Annotated in this window: 18 protein-coding genes and 1 pseudogene; 5 read left to right on the top strand and 14 right to left on the bottom strand. The window is 75.0% G+C overall.

All coding sequences use genetic code 11. The features are described 5' to 3' along the window. Nucleotides 1-86: 86 nt before the first annotated feature. Nucleotides 87-509: pseudogene (locus ACZ4U4_RS08040) on the bottom strand (MGMT family protein); the annotation flags it as partial. 440 nt (nt 510-949) lie between these two features. Between ACZ4U4_RS08040 and ACZ4U4_RS08035 the strand changes: the two are divergent. Next, nucleotides 950-3,790, top strand: a complete 2,841-nt coding sequence (locus tag ACZ4U4_RS08035) for a lysylphosphatidylglycerol synthase transmembrane domain-containing protein (RefSeq protein ID WP_467870918.1) — start codon at nt 950-952, stop codon at nt 3,788-3,790. A 105-nt stretch (nt 3,791-3,895) separates the two neighbouring features. On the opposite strand, the gene moeZ is transcribed toward ACZ4U4_RS08035, so the two are convergent. The 12 genes from moeZ to ACZ4U4_RS07975 form a co-directional block, all read right to left on the bottom strand. Continuing rightward, entirely contained in the window at nt 3,896-5,074 is a 1,179-nt protein-coding gene (gene moeZ, locus ACZ4U4_RS08030; protein WP_467870209.1) for an adenylyltransferase/sulfurtransferase MoeZ, read from the bottom strand. 75 nt (nt 5,075-5,149) lie between these two features. Beyond that, nucleotides 5,150-5,965: a spherulation-specific family 4 protein gene (locus ACZ4U4_RS08025; RefSeq protein ID WP_467870207.1), complete on the bottom strand. Its 816-nt coding sequence runs from the start codon at nt 5,963-5,965 to the stop codon at nt 5,150-5,152. Continuing rightward, nucleotides 5,953-6,903 carry an NAD-dependent epimerase/dehydratase family protein gene (locus ACZ4U4_RS08020; protein ID WP_467870204.1) on the bottom strand — a complete coding sequence of 317 codons (951 nt, stop codon included), beginning with the start codon at nt 6,901-6,903 and terminating at the stop codon, nt 5,953-5,955. Before ACZ4U4_RS08020 ends, ACZ4U4_RS08025 begins: the two co-directional genes overlap by 13 nt. Nucleotides 6,904-7,097: 194 nt before the next feature. Continuing rightward, entirely contained in the window at nt 7,098-8,639 is a 1,542-nt protein-coding gene (locus tag ACZ4U4_RS08015; protein WP_467870201.1) for a hypothetical protein, read from the bottom strand. Continuing rightward, a complete protein-coding gene (locus ACZ4U4_RS08010; RefSeq protein ID WP_467870199.1) occupies nt 8,636-10,225 on the bottom strand; it encodes a glycosyltransferase in 1,590 nt (529 codons plus the stop codon). Before ACZ4U4_RS08010 ends, ACZ4U4_RS08015 begins: the two co-directional genes overlap by 4 nt. A gap of 264 nt (nt 10,226-10,489) precedes the next feature. Then, nucleotides 10,490-12,361 (bottom strand): dipeptide ABC transporter ATP-binding protein, encoded by a 1,872-nt coding sequence (locus ACZ4U4_RS08005; RefSeq protein WP_467870197.1) that lies wholly within the window; start codon nt 12,359-12,361, stop codon nt 10,490-10,492. After that, nucleotides 12,358-13,347 (bottom strand): ABC transporter permease, encoded by a 990-nt coding sequence (locus ACZ4U4_RS08000; RefSeq protein WP_467870194.1) that lies wholly within the window; start codon nt 13,345-13,347, stop codon nt 12,358-12,360. The genes ACZ4U4_RS08005 and ACZ4U4_RS08000 overlap by 4 nt, the downstream gene beginning before the upstream one ends. Further along, nucleotides 13,344-14,300 carry an ABC transporter permease gene (locus ACZ4U4_RS07995; RefSeq protein WP_467870192.1) on the bottom strand — a complete coding sequence of 319 codons (957 nt, stop codon included), beginning with the start codon at nt 14,298-14,300 and terminating at the stop codon, nt 13,344-13,346. Before ACZ4U4_RS07995 ends, ACZ4U4_RS08000 begins: the two co-directional genes overlap by 4 nt. A gap of 11 nt (nt 14,301-14,311) precedes the next feature. Then, on the bottom strand, nt 14,312-16,060 hold the full coding sequence (locus ACZ4U4_RS07990; protein ID WP_467870189.1) for an ABC transporter substrate-binding protein: 1,749 nt from the start codon (nt 16,058-16,060) through the stop codon (nt 14,312-14,314). Nucleotides 16,061-16,254: 194 nt separating this feature from the next. After that, nucleotides 16,255-16,347: an Ms4533A family Cys-rich leader peptide gene (locus ACZ4U4_RS07985; protein ID WP_342667934.1), complete on the bottom strand. Its 93-nt coding sequence runs from the start codon at nt 16,345-16,347 to the stop codon at nt 16,255-16,257. Nucleotides 16,348-16,631: 284 nt separating this feature from the next. Further along, complete coding sequence (locus ACZ4U4_RS07980) at nt 16,632-18,071, bottom strand: DUF3152 domain-containing protein (protein WP_467870186.1); 1,440 nt, start codon at nt 18,069-18,071, stop codon at nt 16,632-16,634. Nucleotides 18,072-18,077: 6 nt separating this feature from the next. After that, nucleotides 18,078-19,085, bottom strand: coding sequence for an alpha/beta fold hydrolase (locus tag ACZ4U4_RS07975; RefSeq protein WP_467870184.1), 1,008 nt, complete (start codon nt 19,083-19,085; stop codon nt 18,078-18,080). Nucleotides 19,086-19,274: 189 nt separating this feature from the next. Between ACZ4U4_RS07975 and ACZ4U4_RS07970 the strand changes: the two genes are divergently transcribed. The 4 genes from ACZ4U4_RS07970 to ACZ4U4_RS07955 all read left to right on the top strand — a co-directional run bounded on the left by ACZ4U4_RS07970 (nt 19,275) and on the right by ACZ4U4_RS07955 (nt 21,247). Further along, nucleotides 19,275-19,490 (top strand): hypothetical protein, encoded by a 216-nt coding sequence (locus ACZ4U4_RS07970; RefSeq protein WP_467870181.1) that lies wholly within the window; start codon nt 19,275-19,277, stop codon nt 19,488-19,490. 148 nt (nt 19,491-19,638) lie between these two features. Next, nucleotides 19,639-20,280: a TetR/AcrR family transcriptional regulator gene (locus ACZ4U4_RS07965; protein ID WP_467870178.1), complete on the top strand. Its 642-nt coding sequence runs from the start codon at nt 19,639-19,641 to the stop codon at nt 20,278-20,280. A gap of 118 nt (nt 20,281-20,398) precedes the next feature. After that, nucleotides 20,399-20,626, top strand: a complete 228-nt coding sequence (locus ACZ4U4_RS07960; RefSeq protein WP_467870176.1) for a DUF3107 domain-containing protein — start codon at nt 20,399-20,401, stop codon at nt 20,624-20,626. A 351-nt stretch (nt 20,627-20,977) separates the two neighbouring features. Continuing rightward, on the top strand, nt 20,978-21,247 hold the full coding sequence (locus ACZ4U4_RS07955; RefSeq protein WP_467870173.1) for a hypothetical protein: 270 nt from the start codon (nt 20,978-20,980) through the stop codon (nt 21,245-21,247). A gap of 74 nt (nt 21,248-21,321) precedes the next feature. On the opposite strand, the gene ACZ4U4_RS07950 is transcribed toward ACZ4U4_RS07955, so the two are convergent. Beyond that, complete coding sequence (locus tag ACZ4U4_RS07950; RefSeq protein ID WP_467870170.1) at nt 21,322-22,059, bottom strand: ferritin-like fold-containing protein; 738 nt, start codon at nt 22,057-22,059, stop codon at nt 21,322-21,324. Nucleotides 22,060-22,303 lie beyond the last annotated feature (244 nt).

The following is a 22,303-nucleotide window of genomic DNA, read 5'->3' as shown; positions in this document are numbered from 1 at the left end:
AGCGCGCCCTCGGGGATGCCCGGGAGGTGGGTGAGGTCGACGACGTGCCGGGCGGCGGGGGCGGTGTCGGAAACCTCACAGTCGGCGGTGGGTCCGAGGGGGCCGTCCCAGCGGGCGCGGCGCATGTCGAGGCGGGCCGTGGCGCCGTCGGCGGCGGTGCGCAGCGGGGTGCCTTCGGCGCGGTAGTGGGCGAGGGCGCGGTGTTCGCTGCCGGGGAGCGGGGCGCCGTCCGCACGGACCACGCGCCACCAGGGGACGGCGCCGCCGTAGAGGGCCATGGCGCGGCCGACCTGGCGGGGGCCGCCGGAGCCGCGGCCGTCGCGGTCCTCGGCGGCGAGGCGGGCGGCGATGTCACCGTAGGTCAGGACGTGGCCGGGCGGGATGCGTTCGGCCATGGCGAGGACGCGTTCGGCGTAGTCGGGCAGCTCGGGTGCGGGGCGGGCGCCCTCCGGGGGCGGGGTGTCGCGCCGGGGGGCGTCAGGTGCGGTGCCGTCGCTGTGGCCACTCATTCGGTCCATCCTGCCGTACCCCGCCGACAACGGCACGGGGCGCGCGGCGGGGGCCGGGTGGCCGTGGCGTGCGGCCTGCGTGCGGGCCCGGGATGCGGGAGGCTCGGGGCGGGTGGTGCGGCGGTCGCCGGGCCTGTGGCGGGGGCTCGGGTTCCGCTTCTCGCGGCCCCGAAAAGCACCCTGATCCCCCCGGCCCCCGCACGGCCGTGCCACCATCTTCCGGGCGGTGACTGGTGAGACGTGAGCGAAATGCGACGTCCGGACGGCAGGGCGCGGCGCCTCCGCGGGAGGCGGACGGCCCTGGCGCCCGGCAGCCGGGAGCCGCCGCCACCGTCCCGGGAGGCACCGCGCCAAGGCGCCGGGCCGACCGTCCGGCGGCGGACCAGGGGAAGCAGCAACGGAGGCCGTCCGCGGTCTCCGCGACCGAAAAGGCGAGCACGATCGAGAAGGCCGAACGACCCGGGGCGTCCGAGAGACCCGACGGGCCCGCACCTCACGCGGGCGACGACGGGCGGCGGACGCCGCCGGGGCACGAGACGGGAGCCGGTGCGCAGCCGGCCGTGGAGCACGCCGGGCCCGAGCGGCCCGCGGGCGCCGCGGACGGGGACGCCGGCGTGCCCCGGACCGGCTCGCACCTGGAGACGTGTGACAGCGCGGGGTGCGCGGGCGGTACGGAGCACGCGGACCGGGTGTCCGGCGATGAGCCGCTGCTGCCGGCGCGGGTGCACCGCCCGGCCGATCTGCTGCGGCTGCTGCTCGGCATCGCGGGGATCGCGCTGGTCCTGGCGCTGGCGGCGTTCGCGCACGCCACGACGCAGGGGCTGGCCGACGACATCGGCAAGGGCGCGGGCCAGGCCCCGCGGCTGCTGATCAACTTCGCGGGGCTGGCGTCGAGCGTGGCGGTGTTGATCGTCCCGGTGGCGTTCGCCGTCGAGCGGCTGATCAAACGCGACGGGCTGCGCATCGCCGACGGTGTGCTGGCCGCGGTGCTGGCGCACGGGGTGTCGCTGGCGACGGACCTGTGGGTCGCGGAGGCGGCGCCCGAGTCGATCCGGGCGGCGCTGACCCAGCGGATGCACGACGGGTCGCTGACCACGCCCGTCCACAGCTATCTCGCGCCGGTCATCGCGTACATGACGGCGGTGGGGATGTCCCGGCGCCCGCGGTGGCGGGTGGCGATGTGGTGCGTGCTGCTGCTGGACGCGTTCGCGGTGCTGGTCGGCCGGTACACCACGCCGTTCGCCATCGTCACGACGGTGCTGATCGGCTGGACGGTGGCGTACGGCACGCTGTACGCCGTCGGTACGCCCAATGTGCGGCCCACCGGGCAGCATCTGCTGGCGGGGCTGCGGCGGGTCGGGTTCCGTCCGGTGAGCGCGCTGCGCGCCGAGGACGTCGCCAATCCGGACCACCCCGAGCACTCCGACCGCGGGCGCCGCTATCTGGTGACGCGGGAGGACGGGCCGCCCATCGACGTGACGGTCGTCGACCGCGAGCAGCAGGCGCAGGGTTTCTTCTACCGGGTGTGGCGGCGCCTGTCGCTGCGCGGCATCAACCAGCGCCGCAGTCTGCAGTCGCTGCGGCAGGCGCTGGAGCAGGAGGCGCTGCTGGCGTACGCGGCGATCGCCGCGGGCGCCCGCGCGCCGAAGCTGATCGCCACCTCGGAGCTGGGCCCGGACGCGGTGATGCTGGTCTACGAGCACATCGGCGGGCGGCGGCTGGACGCGCTGGCGGACGAGGAGATCACCGACGCGGTGATGCGCAGCGCCTGGGAGCAGGTCGCGGCGTTGCAGTCGCGGCGGATCGCGCACCGGCGGCTGGTCGGGGACGCGCTGCTGGTGGATCGTTCCGGCAGGGTGAGCCTGACGGAGCTGCGCGGCGGTGAGATCGCCGCGGGCGATCTGGTGCTGCGGATGGACGTCGCGCAGCTGCTGACGACGCTGGGCCTGCGGGTCGGCGCGGAGCGGTCGGTGGCGGTCGCGGTGGAGGTGCTGGGTCCGGACGCGGTCGCGGACTGTCTGCCGCTGCTCCAGCCGATCGCGCTGAGCCGGACGACGCGGGCGACGCTGCGGCAGCGGGCCCGGGAGCGCTCGGCGCGGGAGCGGGAGGCGGTGCTGGAGCTGTCGCGGTCCGCGAAGGAGGCGCGCGAGCAGCTGGCGGCGTCCGGGCCCGCGGACCGCAAGCGGCTGCGGGCGATGCGCGCGCAGGCGAAGGCGGACGAGAAGCGGGCGCTGGACGAGGCGTCGGAGGAGGTGCGCGAGGAGGATCTGCTGGCGCAGATCCGGCGGCAGGTGCTGCTGATCCGTCCGACGGCGGTGATCGAACCGGCGAAGCTGGAGCGGCTGAGCCCGCGGATCCTGATCAGCTGGATCGCCGGCGCGTTCGCCGCGTATCTGCTGCTGTCGCAGTTGATGTCGCAGGTCGCCCACTTCAACCTGCTCGATGTGATCAAGGAAGCCCAGTGGGTCTGGGTGCTGGTCGCGATGGTGTTCTCCGGGACGACGTACATCGCGGCGGCGATGAGCCTGCTGGGTTTCGTCACCGAAAAGGTGTCGTTCGTCCGCACGGTGATCGCGCAGATCGCGGGGAACTTCGTGAAGCTGGTGGCGCCCGCCGCGATCGGCGGTGTCGCGCTGAACACGCGGTTCCTGCAGCGGGCGGGGGTGCGGCCGGGGCTGGCGGTGGCGAGCGTCGGCGCCTCGCAGCTGTTCGGGCTGGGCGCACACGTCCTGCTGCTGCTGACGTTCGGCTATCTGACGGGGACGGAGAGCGGCGACGATCAGCTCTCGCCGTCCCGGACGGTCATCGCCGGGCTGCTGACGGTCGCGGTGCTGGTGCTGGTGGTGACGGCGGTTCCGGCGCTGCGGAAGTTCGTGGTGACGCGGGTGCGGTCGCTGTTCGCCGGGGTGGTGCCGCGGATGCTGGACATCCTCCAGCGGCCCGGGAAGCTGGTGACCGGCATCGGCGGGATGCTGCTGCTGACGGCGGCCAACGTGATGTGCCTGGACGCCGCCATCCGCGCCTTCGGCGGCGGCGACCAGCTCAGTTACGCCAGCATCGCGGTGGCGTTCCTCGCCGGCAACGCGCTGGGCTCGGCGGCGCCGACGCCGGGCGGTGTGGGTGCGGTCGAGGGCGCGCTGATCACGGCGCTGACGCTGGCGGGGCTCGGCGGGGACGTCGCGTTCCCGGCGGTGCTGCTGTTCCGGCTGATGACGTTCTGGCTGCCGGTGCTGCCGGGCTGGCTGGCCTTCACCCACCTCACCCGCAAGGGCGAGATCTGAGGAACGGCCGGGCCCGGCCCGGACACGGCGAAGGCGCCGCCCCGCGCGATGCGGGGCGGCGCCTTCGGCGTGTGCGGGCGGGCGCGGACGGCGCCCGGGGCACGGTCAGTAGACGGGCTTCTCCGGCTCGATCTGGTTGACCCAGCCGATGACGCCGCCGCCGACGTGGACCGCGTCGGCGAATCCGGCGGACTTCAGGACGGCGAGGACCTCGGCGGAGCGGACGCCGGTCTTGCAGTGCAGGACGATCTTCTTGTCCTGCGGCAGGTCCTGGAGGGCGTTGCCCATCAGGAACTCGTTCTTCGGGATCAGCCGGGCGCCGGGGATCGAGACGATCTCGTACTCGTTCGGCTCGCGGACGTCGATGATCTCGATCTTCTCGTCGGCGTCGATCCACTCCTTGAGCTGCCGGGGCGTGATCGTCGCGCCCATCGCCGCCTCCTGGGCCTCCTCGGAGACCACACCGCAGAAGGCTTCGTAGTCGATCAGCTCGGTGACGGTGGGGTTCTCGCCGCAGACCGCGCAGTTCGGGTCCTTGCGGACCTTGACCTGGCGGTACGTCATCTCCAGCGCGTCGTAGATCATCAGGCGGCCGACGAGCGGGTCGCCGATGCCGGCGAGGACCTTGATGGCCTCGTTGACCTGGATCGAGCCGATGGAGGCGCAGAGCACACCGAGGACGCCGCCCTCGGCGCAGGAGGGCACCATGCCGGGGGGCGGGGGCTCCGGGTAGAGGCAGCGGTAGCAGGGACCGTGCTCGCTCCAGAAGACGGACGCCTGGCCGTCGAAGCGGTAGATGGAGCCCCAGACGTACGGCTTGTTCAGCAGTACGCAGGCGTCGTTGACGAGATAGCGGGTGGCGAAGTTGTCCGTGCCGTCCACGATCAGGTCGTACTGGCGGAAGATGTCCAGCACGTTCTCGGCTTCGAGCCGCTCTTCGTGGAGGACCACGTTCACGTACGGGTTGATGCCGAGCACCGAGTCCTTGGCGGAGGCGGCCTTGGAGCGGCCGATGTCCGCCTGGCTGTGGATGATCTGGCGCTGCAGGTTCGACTCGTCGACCTCGTCGAACTCCACGATGCCCAGGGTGCCCACGCCGGCCGCGGCCAGGTACATCAGGGCGGGCGAGCCCAGGCCGCCGGCGCCTACGCACAGCACCTTGGCGTTCTTCAGCCGCTTCTGCCCGTCCATCCCCACGTCGGGGATGATCAGGTGGCGGGAGTACCTGCGGACCTCGTCGACGGTGAGCTCCGAAGCGGGCTCGACCAGGGGTGGCAGCGACACGGAAGACCTCAACAAGGGGGTTGGTCGGTGTGGGTCAGTACGGTTGTTCTGTCCGTAACACTGCCACGCCCGTCTTCATTCCAAGACACCCGTTCCGATGCGCGAGACGAAATCGTCCCAGTAGCCGGGCAGCGTCTCCCAGGCGGTGCCGCCGCGGTCCTGCCGGTCGGTGAAGAAGACCGTTCCGGCGCCCTGCCAGCGGGCGATCCGCAGCGCCTCGTCGAGATGGGTGCACGGCAGACCGTGGACGAGGTGGCAGAACCGCTCGGGAGGGTGGTCGGCGGTCCACTCCGCCACCTGTGACCAGCGGTATTCGGTCCACGGTCCGGCGAAGGTGAGGAGTTGGTCGGCGGATTCGGCGTACCCGGGGTGCGGGTGGGTGCCGTGTCCGAAGACGAGGTGGGCGCCGTCCGCGAAGCCGCGCAGGGCGGCGGCGGTGCGGCGGGTGGCGGGCAGCTCCTCGCGGTCGACGGGGGCGCGGTCCAGCAGGAATCCGTCGGTCTTGTACCACTCCAGATAGCGGTGGGCGTCGGTGACCAGCTCCCCGAAGGGCCGGGTGCCGTACCGCAGATCGAGATGTCCCAACAGACGGACACCTGTCTCACGCAGCCGGGCCGCGACGGGCAGACAGTGCGGATCGGGACGCTCCCCCGGGCCCCGGGCGATGTCGAGGACCGCCCAGTGGACCGGGGCCCCCGGGGCGGGGCCGGGCGCCGTGCCCGCCACGCCCCGGAGGGTCTCCCGGGGGTCGGCGAACCCCCGGGAGACCCGCAGCAGTTCGTCCCACTCGGTGGGCGCGAGCAGCGGGTGGGCGATGCCCGGGACGCCGACCCCGAAGGGTCCGGCGCCGGTGGGGGCGCGGGTCGTGCCCGCGGTGGTCAGATGCGGCATGCGGCCTCCATCCAGATGTCGGCGAGTGATTCCTCCAGTCCGATCCGCGGCCGCCAGCCGAGCCGGTCGCGCGCGGTGCGGACATCGGCCTGCTGCCAGGTGCCGCAGCCGTCCGGGTAGGGGTACGTGGGCGGCGCGGCGCCGTGCTCCGGGGACGGGCCCGGGATGATCAACCGGGCGGGCGGCGAGTCCAGTTCGTGCAGGGCGCCGCCGAATCCGGCGACCCGGGCGAGGACGGACGCGGCCTCCCGCAGCCGCACCGCGCGGCCGGTGCCGATGTTGACCACGCCCTGCGCGGCGGAGAGCGACGCGGCGTGCACCGCCCGCGCCACGTCGCGGACGTCGACGAAGTCCCGCTGCACGCCGAGCCCGCCGAGCTTCAGCTCACCGTCGCCGGACTGCATGGCGCGGCGCATCGCCTCGGCGAGCCGCCCGAGCGGGGAGCCGGCGGGGGTGCCGGGCCCGACGGGTGAGAAGACCCGCAGCACGACCGCGTCGAGACCGGAGCCGAGGACGAGTTCGGTGGCGGCGAGCTTGCTGACGCCGTAGGGGCCGCCGGGGCGGGGCACGGCGTCCTCGGCGGTGGACGAGCCGGGCTGCGAGGGGCCGTACTCGGAGGCGCAGCCGAGGTGGACGAGGCGGGCGCCGCAGCCGCTGCGGCGCAGCGCCTCGCAGATGGTGGCGACGGCGACGGTGTTGTGCCGGGTGAGATCGCGGGCGCCGCCGCGGGTGGCGCCGGAGCAGTTGACGACGACGCCGGGGTGGACGGCGTCGAGGAAGCGGGTGAGCGCGCCGGGGCTGCCGCTGGCGAGGTCGAAGCGGACGTCGGCGTCGTCGCCGCGGCCCAGCACGGTCAGCTGGACGGCGGGGTCGGCGAGCAGGCGGTCGGCGACGTAGCGGCCGAGGTAGCCGTTGGCGCCGATGAGCAGAACCCTCATCGGGCGACCCCCTGGTGCTCATGGCGTGCGGTCGGGTGGACGTTCATGTGTCGTGCTCCTCGTCGGACGGGTCGGTGGTGGTGGTTCGGCCGCGGGCGGGCGGCCGCCGCGGGACGGCGGCCCGGAGGGGGTCGTGGTCCGCGCCGATGCCACGGGTGGGGCCCGGGAGGCCGGCGGGCGGGCTATTCGCCGGATCATGGCCGGGCCACCCCCGCATCCGCGGGGGCGAGGTGGGCGCGGGCCCCGGTGAGGGTGCGCAGGGCGTGGCCGAGCAGGGCGAGGGCGGCGGCGGTGCAGGCGACGGCCGGTACGGCGGCCGGGCCCGCGGCGGCGGTGAGCGCCTCCACCGGCCGGGCGAGCGCCGTGGCGCCCGGCAGCCGGGCGAGGAGCACGAGGGCCAGGGCGAGGGCTTCGAGGGCGGCGGCCGCCGCGGGTCCGGCGACGGCCGCGGTGCGGAAGCCGTGGACGGCGAGCAGCCGGGCGAGGAAGAGCAGCGTGCCCAGGGCGGTGGTGGCGACGAGGGCGGCGGGCGGGTCGGCTGGCCCGCCGGTGAGCTGGCGGGCGCCGAGCAGCAGGGCGAGCTGGACGGCGGCGTGGAGCAGGGTGGCGCCGAGCAGCGACGGGCGGATCCGGGAGGCGAGTTCGGCCAGTTCGCGGCTGACCGCGAGGCCGTGCCGGGCGCGCCGGGCGAACCACCGGGCGAGCACCGCGGCGGGCACGACGGCGCAGGTCAGGGCGAGCGCGGTGGCGGCGTCGGGGTGCGGCCACGGCGGCGGGAGGCCGGGGCCGCCGGAGCGGAGTGCGGTCAGCGGTGCGTCGCCGAGGAGGAGGGCGTGGCCGACGGTCCAGGCGACGGCGAGGACGGCGAGGACCGAGGGCCGCCCGGCGCGGCGGACGCGCAGCGGGCCGGCGCGCAGACAGAGCCGGAGCGCGAGGAGCACGAGAACGGCGCCCGCCGCGGCGATGGCGGGCCGGACGGGGACGGGCCCCGGGTGGCCGGCGGCGAGCGCGGCGAGGGTGGCCGCGCAGACCGCGCCCGGCAGTGACTGGAGCACGCCCCGTACGGCCGTCTCGCGCGGGGCGGGCTCCGGCGGCGGCACGGTGGCGGTGCGGGCGCGGGGCACCCGGGCGTACAGCTCCTCGGCGAGGGAGAAGACGTCGCGGTGGCGGAAGCGGGCGGCGGTGCGGTCGGTGAGTCCGTGTGCCTCGAGACCGGCGGCGATCTCCAGCGGGTCGACGGCCTGGGCGCACAGCCGCCGGTGATGGCGGATCAGGGTGCGGACGGGGTCGGCGGGTTGGGGGATGACGGGTTGGCGGGCGGCGGGTTCCGGGGGCGGGGCCGTCTCACGAGGCGGGTGCCCGGCGGCGGGCTCCGCCAGAGGCAAGGGCTCGACGGCGGGCTCCGCCAGAGGCAAGGGCTCGACGGCGGGCTCCGCCAGGGGCAAGGGCTCCGCCAGAGGCAAGGGCTCGGCGGCGGGTGCCTCCTCGGCCGGGTGGCCGGCGGGGTTCGTGCCCCAGGGGGCGTGCCCGGTGGCGGGGAGCGGCCTGGCGGGGGGCGCCTCCCGGGGCGGGTGGCCGGCCAACGACAGCGGCCGGGCCGGGGTCGTCTCCCGGGGCGGGCGTCCCGTGGCGAGGGGGCGGCGGGTGGCGCGCCAGGAGGAGGCCGGGCGGCGGGCGGCGTGGCGGGCGGGGGTGCGGGAGGGCTCGCGGTCCGGGGAGTCGGGGCTCGGGGTCATCGCGCCTCTCCTCTCGTGGCCGCCGCGCGGCGGCGCGGCCCGGCGGCCCAGCTCGGGGTGCGGTCGGTCGGGGGTGTGCGGGGGACGGCGGCGCCGCGGCGCCCGGGGAGATGGGTCTCGGCGGGGCGGGCGAAGGGGCGCGGGGTGCCGGGGTCGGGCTCCGGGTGGGCGTGGGCGAGGAGTTCGAGGTAGATGCCGCGGAAGGCGGTGAGGTGGCGGTCGACGGTGAAGAGTTCCAGGGCCCGGGCGCGGGCGGCGGCGCCGAGGCGGACGCGCCGGGCCGGGTCGGCGAGCAGGGCGAGGACGGCGTCGGCGAGGGCGTGCGGGTCGCCGGCGGGCACGACCAGGCCGGTGGAGCCGATGACCTCGCAGACCGCCCCGGCGTCGGTGGAGACGGTGGCCCGGCCGCTGAACATCGCCTCCACCAGGCCGTACGGGAAGCCCTCGCCGGCGCCGGAGAGCACCACGACGGCGGCGGTGGCGTAGGCCGCGGCGACGGCGGGCGCCCCGGGGGCGACCGGTTCCTCGAAGCGGACCGGGCCCGGGGTCCCGGGGAAGAGCCGGTCGGCCAGGGCCCGGCAGTGGGCGAGGTAGGCGGCGGCGTCCGGGGCGTCGCCGGGCCCGCCGACGATGCGCAGGACGGCGCCGGGGACGGCGGTGCGGACGTGGGCGAAGGCGCGCAGCAGTCCGGCGAGGTCCTCGGACGGTTCGACGGGGCCGGCCCACACCAGGGTGGCGTCGCTGTCGACCATGGCGTCGGATGCCTGGAGGAACGGCCCGGCGGGGACGCCCGGGGGGACGGTGCGCAGCCGCTGCGGCGCGGCGCCGCACCGCTCCTGCCAGCGGCGGGCGTGGGCGGTGCCGGGGGTGATGAGCGTGGCGCGGGCGTACGTCTCGGCGGCGAGGGCGCGTTGGAAGGCGGCGAGGAGGGCGCGGGCGGGGGCGCTGAGCGGGGTGGTGGCGCGGTCGAGGTAGTGGGCGCGCAGCCCCGGGCCGTCCTCGCTGACCAGGAGTGGGGTACGGAAGAAGCGTTTGGCCAGCAGACCGGCGAGGGCGGTGGGACCGGCGGCCGTGGCGTGGCAGAGGTCGACGGTGTCGAGGCCCGGGGCACCGTCGCCGTACCAGTCGAGGGAGAGCGGGCGCAGCGCCTCCCCGAGGTGTCCGGCGACCGCGAGGAGGTCGGGGACCCGGACGGCGCGCGCGGCGGGGAGTGCGCCGGGGGCGCGGCAGGCGCGCTCCAGCAGGCGCAGGGCGGCCTCGGAGCGGAGCAGGGCGGGCAGGTCGGCGCGGTCGCGGGCGAGGTCGGCGAGGCCGTGGAGACCGGCGGCGAAACGGTCCGCCTGGGCCTCGGTACCGACGGGTTCGGCGGTGAGGGCGGCGGCGAGGTCGGTGAAGTGGCGGGCGAAGCGGCGGCGGGCGGCGCGGTCCGGCGTGCGGCGGGCCGCGTCGTCGTACGAGGGGCCCGCGGGGAGGGCGAACTCGGTGAACTCGTGGCCGGGCAGGCCCTGGACGAGCCGGTCGTACCAGCGCGGGGTGCGACGTACCGCACCGGTGCGGGCACCCTCGGTGAGCAGTCCGATGCGCACGTGTCCACTCCTCTTCTCCGGCCTCGGCGGGTATGTCGTCCTCCGGCGGTACGGTGCGGGCCGCCGGTTGCGGAACGACGCTACGCAAAGGGCCCGGTGGCGCGGCGGACGGTTGTCCGTCGCGCCACCGGAAGGGGTGAACGGTCGTAACTTTCCGCCCCATAGGGCGTTCTGGTGCGCTATGCAGTGGGTCCGCCGGCGGCGGGTCCGCGGGGCGGCCGCGCCACCCGGTGTGCGGCACCGGCGCGCGGCACGACGGACGGCTCAGGCGCGGGCGCGCAACGCCCTTCGTTCGGCGGCCACTTGGGGATCGAGGACCGGTACGGCCGCCAGCAGGCCCTGGGTGTAGGGGTGTTGCGGGTGGTCGTAGACGGTGTCGGCGGGGCCTTCCTCGACGATGCGGCCGGCCCGCATCACGGCGACGCGGTCGCTGGCCGCGCGGACGACGGCGAGGTCGTGGGCGATCAGGACGATCGACAGGCCGAGATCGCGGCGGAGTTCGGCGAGCAGGTCCATCACCTGGGCCTGGGTGGTGACGTCCAGGGCGGAGACCGGTTCGTCGCAGACCAGCAGGCGGGGGCCGGGGGCGAGGGCGCGGGCGATGCCGACGCGCTGGCGCTGGCCGCCGCTGAACTCGTGCGGGTAGCGGTGGTACCACGCCGGGTCGAGGCCGACGCGGTCGAGGAGTTCGCGGGCCCGCCGGACGACGGTGGCGTCGTCGAGGCCGCCCGCCGCGCGCAGCGGGTCGGCGATCGACTCCCCGATGGTGCGGCGCGGGTTGAGGGAGGAGACCGGGTCCTGGAAGACCATCTGGAGTTCGCCGCGCAGCGGCCGCAGGGCCCGCTCCCCCAGTGCGCCGAGGTCGCGGCCCCGGTAGCGGAGGGTGCCGGCGGTGGGGTCGAGGAGGCGGACCAGCATCCGTCCGACGGTGGTCTTGCCGCTGCCGGACTCGCCGACGAGGCCGAGCGTCTCCCCCGCGGCGACGGTGAGGGAGACACCGTCGACGGCGACGGTGCGGTCGGCGCCGAGCAGCGTCCCCAGGGGCCCGCCACGGCCGAACTCGCGGCGCAGACCGTGCGCTTCGAGGAGCGGGGTGCCGGCGCCCGCGTCGTCCGTGGCGGGGCGCGGCGCCCGGACGGTGGCGGTGGCGGTGGCGGTGGCGGCCGGGCGTACGGGCCCGTCCGCGTCCCCGGAGCCGGCCGGGCGCCCGGCCGCAGGCCCACGGCACGCGGCACCGGCCCCACGCCCCTCCCCCTCGCTGTCCGCCCCGGCGCGCGCCACGTCCCCGCGCGCCGTCCCGATCCGGGGGACGGCGGCGAGCAGAGCGCGGGTGTAGGGCTCGCGGGGTGTGCCCAGGACCTCGGCGACGGGGCCGTGTTCGACGGCGCGGCCGCCGCGCATCACCAGGACGTCGTCGACGCTGCCCGCGACGACGCCGAGGTCGTGGGTGACCAGCAGCAGTCCGGTGCCGGTCTCGGTGCGCAGGGTGTGCAGCAGGTCGAGGATCTGGGCCTGGACGGTGACGTCGAGGGCGGTGGTCGGCTCGTCGGCGATGAGCAGCCGGGGCTCGCAGGCGAGGGCCATGGCGATCAGGGCGCGCTGGCGCATCCCGCCGCTGAACTCGTGCGGGCGGGAGCGGGCCCGGCGGGCGGCGTCCGGGATGCCGACCCGGTCGAGGACCTCGACGGCGCGGGCGCGGGCGGCGCGCCGGGAGACGCCGGGCCGGTGGACGCGGTGCACCTCGGCGATCTGGTCGCCGAGGGAGTGGTACGGGTCCAGGGAGGAGAGCGGGTCCTGGAAGATCATCGCGGCGGTGGCGCCGCGCAGGGCGCGCAGCTCCGCCTCGGGCGCCGCGAGGACGTCGGTGCCGGCGACGCGGACGGTGCCCTCGGTGCGGGCGCCGGTGCCGCGGTGCAGGTCGAGGAGGGTGGCGGCGACGGTCGACTTACCGGATCCGGACTCCCCCACGATGCCGAGGGCGCCGCCGGCCCGGAGGGTGAGCGAGAGTCCGTCGACGGCGCGGACGGCCTCGGCGCCGCCGGTGGCGGGGAAGGTGACCGTGAGGTCGCGGAGTTCGACCAGCGGTTCTGCGGTGGCCGGTGCGGTGACCGCTTCCTCGGTCGGCGGGGCGGTCATGTCAGCGTCACCCTTCGGTCGGCGAGTGCGTAGAGGACGTCGGCGACGGCATTGGCGAGGACGACGGCGGCGCCGACGCCCAGGACGGCGCCGACGACGACGGGGAGGTCGACGGTGCGGACCGACTCGACGGTGAGCCGTCCGATTCCGGGCAGCCCGAAGAGGGATTCGGTGAGCATCGCGCCGCCGAACATGGTGCCGAGGTCGACGGCGTTGAGGGCGACGACGGGCGGCAGGGCGCCGCGCAGAGCGTGCCGTCCCACGATCCGGCGCTCGCGCAGCCCGTAGGCGCGGAAGGTGCGGATGTGGTCCTCGGCGAGCGTCTCCAGGGTGGCGGAGCGGGTCAGCCGGGCGTACTTGGCGGACTCCAGGAGGGCGAGGGCGGTCCAGGGCAGCAGCAGGTTCCACGCCCACTGCTCGGGGTCCTCGGTGAGCGGTACGTAGGTGGGGAACGGCAGCCACTGGAGGGTGGCGCAGAAGATCATCAGCAGCAGGAGGCCGGTGATGAAGACCGGGGTGGCGGTGCCGGTGAGGGTGAGCACCGTCAGGACGCGTTCGGTGGTGCCGCCGCGGCGCAGTGCGGAGAGCAGTCCGGTGCCGACGCCGAGCAGCAGCCACAGCACCATGGCGCCGACCGCGAGCGAGGCGGTGACCGGCAGCCGGGAGGCGAGGAGCTGGGCGACCGGCTGGTCGTTCTGGTACGAGAGGCCGAGGCAGGGCGCCGGGCAGTGCAGAACGCCGGTGCCGGTGGAGTAGTCGCGGCCGGCCACCAGCCCCTGGAGGAAGTGCAGGTACTGGAGCGGCAGCGGTTCGCCGAGCCGGAGCTGGTCGCGGACCTGGGCGATCTGTTCGGCGTTGCAGCGCGGCCCGCAGGCGAGCTTGGCGGGGTCGCCGGGTGCGACGTAGAAGAGCGCGTAGACGGTGACGGAGAGCAGCAGCAGGACGAGGAGGGCGCCGCCGGTCCGGCGCAGGACGTAGGCGGTCATCGGGTGGCGCCCTTCGGCGGTCGGGCGGCGGCGCGGCGGGTGCCGACCGCGAGGCGGGAGCGTTCGCGCGGGTCGAGGGCGGTGCGGACGGCGTCGCCGAGGACGGTGCAGGCCAGCACGGTGACGAGCAGGCAGCCCGACGGCAGCAGGACGTACAGCGGGTCGGCGCGGAACCAGGTGGTGGCGGTGGAGAGCAGCTGTCCCCAGGAGGAGGCGGGCGGGGTGACGCCGATGCCGAGGAAGGACAGGGACGCCTCGACGACGATGTTGGTGGGGACCAGCAGCGCCGCGTAGGTGAGGACGGGGGCGGCGAGGGCGGGCAGCAGTTCGCGGCGGGCGATCTGCACCGGGGTGCGTCCGGCGAGGCGGGCCGCGGCGACATGGTCGCGCCCGCGCAGCGAGAGGGTCTGGGCGCGCACGATGCGGGAGGTGCCGCCCCAGCTCAGCAGGCCGATGACGAGGATCAGCAGCAGCGGGCGGGGGAAGCCGGCCGGGACGATCGCGGTCAGCGCGACGGCGAAGACCAGCATCGGCAGGGCGAGCAGCACATCGGTGAAGCGGCTGAGGACGGCGTCGAGGAGCCGTCCGCCGAGCCCTGCGGCGAGGCCGATGGTGACGCCGAGCAGCACCTGGACGACGGTGGCGCCGAGCGCGACGGAAAGGGAGACGCGGGCGCCGTACAGCAGGCGGGCGAAGAGGTCGCGGCCGGTGCCGGGTTCGACGCCGAGCCAGTGGTCGGCGCTGATGCCGCCGAAGGAGCCGTACGGGACGCCGCCGCGGGCGGAGTCGACGAGCTGGTCGTGGTACGTGGTGGGGTCCTGGCCCTCCAGCGCCACGAGCAACGGGGCGCCGAGGGCGAGGAGGGCGAGGGCCGCGAGCACGGCGGCGGCCACGACGGCCGAGGGGCGGGCGCGCAGCCGCCGCCATGCTCCGGTGGGGAGGGTGTCGCTCATGGTCCCGGGGCCTACTTGACCGCTACCTGGGAGATGTCGAGGACGCCGTCCCAGTCACTGATCACGACGTTGCGGATCGCCTTGCCGTGCAGCCGCTTGTAGACGGGGTGGAACAGCGGGACGGAGAGGGCCTTCTCGCCGATCCGGTCGTCGAGGGCGCCCCAGCGCGCGGCGGCCTTGTGCAGGTCGGTGAGCTTGTTGATGGCGTCGATCTCGTGGTTGACGGCGGGGTCGTCGAGCTGGGCGTGGTTGAAGTTGTAGGCGTCCTCGACGATCTGGCGGCCGTCGAAGATGGGGGCGAGGAACGGTCCGCCGGAGGGCCAGTCGGCACCCCAGCCGGCGAGGAAGAGGCCCGGTTCGTCCTTGAGGCTGTGGACGGTGTCCTTGTAGTCGTTGTCCTCCAGCCCCTTCAGCTCGACGGTGACACCGGCCTTCTTCAGCGCGTCCTGGACGGCGGTGGCGACCTCGGGGCTGGTCGCGAAGTTCTTGGCGGTGGAGTGGGTGAGGGTGATCTTCAGGCCGTGCGGATATCCGGCCTTCTTCAGCAGCTCCTTGGCCTTTTCCGGATTTCCGGTCCTGCCGGCCGGGAAGGGGTCGGCGCCGGTGTAGCCGAAGGTTTTCTGGTGGGGCAGGAAGGTGGTGGCCGGTTCGGCGAGGGAGGAGCCGCCGGCGGCGTTGACGACGCTGGTGCGGTTGACGGCGCAGGCGAGGGCCTGCCGCACCTCGGGCTTGTCGAAGGGCTTCACCTTCGGGTTGAAGGCGAGGTAATTGGTGTAGCCGAAGTGGCCGGTGCCGACGCGCTTTTCGAGTTCCTTGTCGCCGGCGATCCGGGCGAGTTCGGCGGGCCCGAGGTTGGTGTCGGTGGTGACGGCGGCGGCGTCCGGTCCGGAGCCGGTGGCCAGGCGCTGGTTGATGACGGCGGAGTCGAGACCGGAGCGGACGTCGACGGTGTCCGGGTAGGCGTGCCGTTCCTTGTCGGTCTTCTCCGACCAGTGCGGATTCCGCTTCAGCAGCAGATGTTCGCCGTCCCCGGTGTTCTTGACGACCTTGTACGGGCCGGAGGAGACGGGGTGTTCCTCGTATTTCGTGCCGGTGTCCTTGGCGCGCGGTACGGGCGCGAACTGTGTCTGGGTGGCGAGCAGCGGGAATTCGCCCTCGGGCTTCTTCAGATGGAAGACGAGGGTTCTGTCGTCGGGCGTCTCGATGGACTTCAGCCCGTCCTTGGACTTGTCCTTGTACGGGCCCTGGTATTTCTCGCCGCCGATCAGCCAGTCCCGCAGATAGGGTGCGCCGCCGGAGAGTTCGGCGGCGAAGGACCGCTCGATGCCGTATTTGATGTCGGCGCTGGTGATGGGCGTACCGTCCTCGAACTTCAGGCCGTTCTTGAGGGTGTACGTCCACACGGTGGCGTTCTTGCTCGGCCGTCCGGTGTCGGTGGCGAGGTCCGGGACGGCCTCGGCGCCGGCGGCGCCGTTCGCGCGCTTGCGGGTGGTGAGGGTGCGGAAGACGAGCGTGGGGACCTTGCCGCCGCCGGAGGTGTAGAGCCGGGCGGGGTCGAAGTCGCTCTGCGGCTCGGAGTTGAGGACGGTGAGGGTGCCGCCCTTGTGGGGCGTGGCGTCGGCACCGGCGTCCGCGGCGTTCTCGGGGCCGCAGGCGGTGGCGCCGGCGGCGAGGGTGACGCCGATCGCGGCGGCGACGACGCGGCGCGATCTGAGCAGCAGCCGGCGGGAGCGGGGGGAGGTGCGGGCCGTTTCGGCCATGACGGGTTCGCCTTTCGCAGCAATACCGCGCCCGGCTGCGGGGCGGCGGGCGGGCGCGGTGCGCACGAGGCCACCCCGGTGCGGGCGTGCGGGAGGGAGTCACACGGTTCGCGGGGAGGGGGAGGAACCCGGCCCGGGACCGTGGCCGCGCGGCGGAAGGGCCGGGGCAGGAGGGTCCGTGGCGCGGGCGGGCCTCAGCGACAGTCGATGTCGGCCACGGACTGCACGGACACGCCGATCAGCGCCAGCTCTATGGCGGCGGAGGCGGTGGCGTGACGGTGCGGCATGCGCAGAACTATTGAACGAATGGCCGAATTCTGGCAAAGGTGTCTCGCGATGAGAGACCGTGCATCTCACATACGGGGACGGCGCCCGTCCTAGGGGGTGTCTTTTCGATCTTCGTGGATCAGGGCGTGGCGTCTGGTGCCGTGCATCGCAAGGCGGAGCCCCTCCCGCGGACTGGGTGTCCGTGGGCGGGGCGACAACGCCGCGAGGTGCGGTGCCAGGCGCCACGACCCCACGAAGATCGGAAAGACACCCCCTGGGCGACGGAGCCGCCGCCCCGCTCCGCTCAGCTCTTCCCGGGATACGGCCAGGAGTTGGGGCGGCAGGTGGCGCCGTCCGTCGTCAGGAACTTCGTCTGCTGCATCATCACCGGCGCGAGCCCCCCGGAACGCGAACAGACCTCGTGGTTGCGGCCGAGCCGGTGGCCGACCTCGTGGTTGATGAGCATCTGACGGTAGGCCCACATCTTGTCCGGCCCGTACGTCTTCGCGCCCTGCGCCCAGCGGTACGCGTTGATCATCACGCGCGGGGTCGCCGCCGAGTCGCACGAGACGTTGTCCTCGGAGGTGTCCAGACCCGATTTGGCGCACCACGCGTCGGTGGTGCCGGGGCTGGCCAGCGTGATGACGAAGTCGGCGTCGCCGGAGGCCACCCGCTCGAAGGTCCGGGCGCCGCCGTGCGCCCAACTCCGGTCGTCGTTGAGGGTCTTGTGCACCGCGTCGGCGAACAGCTCACCGTCCAGCGGCAGCCCGGTCTCCAGGTCGACGCGGTAGCGGACGACGTGCCCGCGGCCGGGCGCCTTCGCCGCGCCGCCGACCGGGGTGAACTTCCCGGAGGCGGTCAGCTTCGCGTCGAGCGGGAACGGCTCGGCCATCCGCTGCGCGTACGAGGCGGGCTTGGCGTCCTGCGGCCGGTCCCCGGAGCGCGAGGCGCCCTCGTCCAGCGGGTCGGTGTGGTCGGGCCCACCGCCGGAGTTGGCGGTGGCGTCCGGCCGCTGCTCGGCGACCTGACCGGCCACCACCACGGCGAGCACGGTGGTCACCGCGGCGGCCGCGACACCGGTGAAGGTCCGGCCCAGCCCGCCCTTCTTCGCGGCGGCGGACGGCGGCGCCTCCGGCCCGCCGCCGGCGTTCGGCGTGCCGGTACCGGCGGGGCCGTTCGGCGTTCCGGCACCGGCGGGGGCGCCGCCGTCCGACGGCTCCGCCTCCCGCACGACCGCCACCGACCGGCCGGTCTCCGCCGGGCCGTCGCCCGGCAACGCCCCGGCGCCGGGCCCGCCCGGGACGTCCAGCGCGTCGAACGCCTCCAGATACTCCCGCCGCGGCCCCGCACCGGGGCGGACCTCGGCGGTGGCCGGGTCGGGCAGCCGCATGTCCGGCTCGGCGGCCGCGCGCGGGCGCGGCACCCGGGGTCCGGCGGCGGACGGCCGGGACGCGGCGCGGCGGACGGCGGGCGGCCCGGGCGCCGAGGCCCCCGGGACCGACGGCGGCAGCCCCCAGCCGCCGCCCGGCTCCCGCTGCTCGGGATGGCCGCCGCGCACCCCCTCGCGCGCGGGGCCCGGGTGGGCGGCGCCGCGCGGGCGGGCGGCGGGCTCCGCCGGGTGCGGGTGCTCGCCGTCGCCCGGTCCGCGCCGGCGGCGGCCGGTGCCCGGCCCCTCCGCGTGCGGCAGCGCCGTCTCCGTCGTGTCGTGCCCGTCCTGTGCCGCGCCTCGACTGTGCCGTCCCACGCTCCGTCAGCTCCTGCCCGTACCGGCCGCCGCCGTGTCGTCGATCAGTTCCCGGATGGCCCGCGCCACCGTCCGCGGGTACTCCATCATCGCCACGTGCCCGGCCTCGGGCAGCGTCATCAGCCGCGCCCCGCGGAACGCGGCGGCGGCCCGCCGCGCCATCCGGTACGAGACGAGTTGGTCGCGCCCACCGTAGACGAGGAGCGTCGGCGCCAGCACCCGTTCCGCCTGACGCCACAGGTTGTGCTGCCCGCCGAGGGTGTACGCGTTGACCAGTCCGCGGGCGGAGCGCTCCATCACCTCCCAGAAGTACGGGAGTTCGAGCCGCCGGGCGTACTCGTCGACCGCGTCGCGGAAGCCGTCCGGGGTGACGTTGCGCGGGTCGCCGTAGCAGAGCGCCAGCACCCCGCGGGTGCGCTGCTCGGGCGTCCAGTCGCGGGTGAGGCGGGCGAAGAGGCGGGTCGTGCCGGGCACCGCGAGCAGTGCCGTGGGGACCGCCGTCAGCTGCGGCCGCAGCTCCGGCAGGGCCGGGGAGATCAGCGTCAGGGTGCGGACGAGATCGGGCCGGGCGGCGGCCACCCGCGTCGCGGCGGCGCCGCCCATCGAGTTGCCGACGAGGTGGACCGGACCGCGCCCGGTCGCGTCCAGATACCGGATGACGGCACGGGCCTGAGCGGCGACCGAGTAGGCGCCGTCGTCGGGCGGCGGCGCCTCGCCGAAGCCGGGCAGGTCGAGCGCCTCGCCGTCGACCCGGTCGGCGAGCAGCGGCATCAGCGCCGACCAGTTCCGCGAGGAGCCGCCGAGCCCGTGGACGTAGAGCGCGGGCTCCCGCTCCGCCGCCGCGCCGGGGCCGGGCTCCGGCAGCGGCGCCGGGGTGCGCACCCCGAGCGTCAGCCCGGGGAGCGGCATCAGCCGCAGCGTCTCGGCCGCCTCCTGCGGCCCGGGTCGCCCGGGACCACCGGGCGGCACCGGGAGGGCTGCGGTCCGGGTGTCGGGCGACTCGGTCGAAGACATGCCGTCGATGTTACGAGATGATCACGCACGCACCGATGTGTTCGCGGTCACACACCGCATCGCGCTGCCGCGCCCGCTCTCCTAGGCTCGATACGAAGGGCGCGTCCCCGCCCGCGGCCGGGGATCCGGACCGTCCGGCCCGGGGCGAGGGAGGCGCAGCGCTTCCAGGACCCCTAGAGAGGGAGCAGCATGCCGGTCGATCCGAGCGACCCGGACACCTTCGACGACGAGAACGGCACCGCCTTCTCCGACGAGGCGCCGGAGGCCGACGCCCAGGAACAGCACGCGGACGTCGCGCCCCGCCGCGACGAGACGCTGTCCGGCGCCGACCTCGACGCCGCGAACGAGGCGGACCGCGCCGAACAGTCCCGCGTCGTGGAAATCAACGAAGACGAATACCGATGACCTGGGGTGTTATGTCACCTTCCCACAAGGGTGCGGACCGGATTTTCTCGGCTCCGACCGCCCACAGCCCGGTTACCCAAAAGTACGATGGCGGGCGCGGTGTGCCACCTTGCGCACGCCGCGTACGGAACGACTTCTGGGAGGCAGCGTGAGCGCCATCGAGCAGACCGAGGCGGCTCGCCCGCGGGGCACACGCCTGCCGCGCCGAGCACGGCGCAACCAGCTTCTGGGTGCGGCACAGGAAGTGTTCGTCGCGCAGGGCTACCACTCCGCCGCGATGGACGACATCGCCGAGCGGGCAGGCGTCAGCAAGCCGGTGCTCTACCAGCACTTCCCGGGCAAGCTGGACCTCTACCTCGCCCTCCTCGACCAGCACTGCGAGGCGCTGCTGCACTCCGTGCGCACCGCGCTGGCCTCGACGACCGATAACAAGCAGCGCGTCGCGGCGACGATGGACGCCTACTTCGCCTACGTCGAGGACCCGGGCGGCGCGTTCCGGCTGGTCTTCGAGTCGGACCTGACCAACGAGCCGGCGGTCCGCGAGCGGGTCGACAAGGTCTCGCTGGAGTGCGCCGAGGCGATCTGCGAGGTGATCGCCGAGGACACCGGTCTCTCGCGCGACGAGTCGATGCTGCTGGCCGTGGGGCTGGGCGGCGTCTCGCAGGTGGTGGCGCGCTACTGGCTGGCGGCCGACAGCAAGGTCCCGCGGGACACCGCGGTGGGCCTGCTGACCTCGCTCGCGTGGAAGGGCATCGCGGGTTTCCCGCTGCACGGCATCGAATCCCACTGACCGTGTTCGCTCCCGGCGTGCCCCGGGGGCGCCCTGCACCTCCCCGCACCGGGCTAATGTGTGCTGCGTACGGCGCGGCTGGCCGCGCACCCAACTGACCGTCGGAGGGACATCAGCCGTGGAGGTCAAGATCGGCGTGCAGCACGCGCCCCGCGAGATCGTTCTCGAGAGCGCGCAGTCTGCCGAGGAGGTGGAGGGCGCCGTCGGCGACGCCCTGAGCGGTAAGTCGCCGCTGCTGAGCCTGGTGGACGAGCACGGCCGCAAGGTCCTGGTCCCGTCGGACCGGCTCGCCTACGTGGAGATCGGCGAGCAGGCGGCCCGCAAGGTCGGCTTCGGCGCGCTCTGACCCCTGGGCGCCGCACCGGCGCCCGAGGCCACCGTCCACGGCGGCCGGGATTGCGATCCCGGCCGCCGTCGGCGTTCTCCGGGGGCCGCACCCGGGCGATCCGGGCCCCGCCCCTCCCCCGCTTCCGGCGCCTCCGGTTCCCCTTCCGTTTCCCGCCTTCTCCCCGGCGCCCGCCCGCTCCCCCGCCCGGAACGGTCCGCCCCTCCACGCCCACGTCCTTCCGCTCCCCCTCGCGTTCGGCGGAACGGAGGCATGAGGGTTGCTGAGCGTGGCTGATGGGTACCACCGCCTACGACCGATTTGTTCGTCCGGTCGGTCCGGTCGTCAGCCGTAACGCGGGAGGGAACACGCATGATCTGGGAAGCTCTGGGCGCCGTCGCGATCGGTCTCGCCCTCTCCTTCACCGCCACCCGCCGGCTGCCGGAACGGTTCCCCGTCCGCTCCCTGGCGCTCGCCACCGGCCCGGTCGCCGCACTCCTCGGCGCGCTGCTGACGCACTCGATCCTCGGCCCCGGCCACCCCGTCCAGACCCTCGCCGCGGCCGTCGGCGTCGGCGCCGCGCTCCTGTCGGTGCTGATCCGCCCGGCCCGCGGCGCCCTGCACGGCTCGGCCCCCGCCTGAGACCTCCGCACACGGCGCGGCCCCGGACCTCTTCAGGTCCGGGGCCGCGCCGTCGTCATGTCCGCGGTGCGCGCCTAAGCCGCCAGGCCCAGGGCCGCCATCCGCTTGGTGTGCGCCTCGGTGATCCGGGAGAACATCCGGCCGACCTCGGCCAGGTCGAAGCCGTCGGCGACGCCGCCGACCAGCATCGTCGAGAGCGCGTCACGGTCGGCGACCACCCGCTGCGCCTGCGACAGCGCCTCGCCCATCAGCCGCCGCGCCCACAGTGCGAGGCGCCCGCCGACCCGCGGGTCCGCCTCGATCGCGGCGCGCACCTTCTCGACCGCGAAGGTCGCGTGGCCGGTGTCGTCCAGGACGGTCAGCACCAGGTCACGGGTGTCGGTGTCCAGCCGGGCGGCGACCTCGCGGTAGAAGTCACTGGCGATCGAGTCGCCGACGTACGCCTTGACCAGGCCCTCCAGCCAGTCCGACGGCGCGGTCTGGCGGTGGAACTCGTCCAGCGCGGCGGCGAACGGCTCCATCGCCTCGTTGGGCTCCGCCTCGATGTCGGCGAGGCGCTGCCGCAACCGCTCGAAGTGGTGGAACTCCGCCGACGCCATCTTGGCCAGTTCGGCCTTGTCGTCCATGGTCGGCGCGAGCTTCGAGTCCTCCGCGAGCCGTTCGAAGGCGGACAGCTCGCCGTAGGCGAGGGCGCCCAGCAGATCGATCACGGCGGCGCGGTAGTGCGGCTCGGCGGAAGCCTCCGGCCAGTTCTGGGCGGCGATCCCGGTCGGTTCCGGCGCGTCGGCGGGGGCGGTGTCTGGCGTCTCCATGACCGGCACAATAGCCGCCGGACGGCCCCCGCAGCGCGGGGCCGCCGCCTCCCGTGGCGCACTCCGCCGGCCGGCCGGGAGCCCGCCCGGTCGGCGGCGCGGGCGGCTTGTTCCCTTTCTCACCCGGACAAGCCTTCGGATGTCCCGCTGCATCCGGGGTACAGTGGTAATGCGCCCGCCGAGTATCGGTGGGTCGTTCCACGCATGCGGATGCCCGGTCGGTGGCCCGATCGGCTCCAACCCG

Source organism: Streptomyces sp. NPDC029159, from assembly GCF_055564055.1.
This window is presented reverse-complemented; position numbering and strand designations above follow the sequence as displayed.

What these genes read in the sequence shown, in the direction of transcription:
- ACZ4U4_RS08005 (WP_467870197.1), bottom strand. Translation starts at nt 12,361, where the DNA reads ATGACCGCCCCGCCGACCGAGGAAGCGGTCACCGCACCGGCCACCGCA.
- ACZ4U4_RS07955 (WP_467870173.1), top strand. Translation starts at nt 20,978, where the DNA reads ATGATCTGGGAAGCTCTGGGCGCCGTCGCGATCGGTCTCGCCCTCTCC.
- ACZ4U4_RS07995 (WP_467870192.1), bottom strand. Translation starts at nt 14,300, where the DNA reads ATGAGCGACACCCTCCCCACCGGAGCATGGCGGCGGCTGCGCGCCCGC.
- ACZ4U4_RS08000 (WP_467870194.1), bottom strand. Translation starts at nt 13,347, where the DNA reads ATGACCGCCTACGTCCTGCGCCGGACCGGCGGCGCCCTCCTCGTCCTG.
- ACZ4U4_RS07990 (WP_467870189.1), bottom strand. Translation starts at nt 16,060, where the DNA reads ATGGCCGAAACGGCCCGCACCTCCCCCCGCTCCCGCCGGCTGCTGCTC.
- ACZ4U4_RS08015 (WP_467870201.1), bottom strand. Translation starts at nt 8,639, where the DNA reads ATGACCCCGAGCCCCGACTCCCCGGACCGCGAGCCCTCCCGCACCCCC.
- ACZ4U4_RS07970 (WP_467870181.1), top strand. Translation starts at nt 19,275, where the DNA reads ATGCCGGTCGATCCGAGCGACCCGGACACCTTCGACGACGAGAACGGC.
- ACZ4U4_RS07975 (WP_467870184.1), bottom strand. Translation starts at nt 19,085, where the DNA reads ATGTCTTCGACCGAGTCGCCCGACACCCGGACCGCAGCCCTCCCGGTG.
- ACZ4U4_RS07950 (WP_467870170.1), bottom strand. Translation starts at nt 22,059, where the DNA reads ATGGAGACGCCAGACACCGCCCCCGCCGACGCGCCGGAACCGACCGGG.
- ACZ4U4_RS08020 (WP_467870204.1), bottom strand. Translation starts at nt 6,903, where the DNA reads ATGAGGGTTCTGCTCATCGGCGCCAACGGCTACCTCGGCCGCTACGTC.
- ACZ4U4_RS07985 (WP_342667934.1), bottom strand. Translation starts at nt 16,347, where the DNA reads ATGCCGCACCGTCACGCCACCGCCTCCGCCGCCATAGAGCTGGCGCTG.
- ACZ4U4_RS08025 (WP_467870207.1), bottom strand. Translation starts at nt 5,965, where the DNA reads ATGCCGCATCTGACCACCGCGGGCACGACCCGCGCCCCCACCGGCGCC.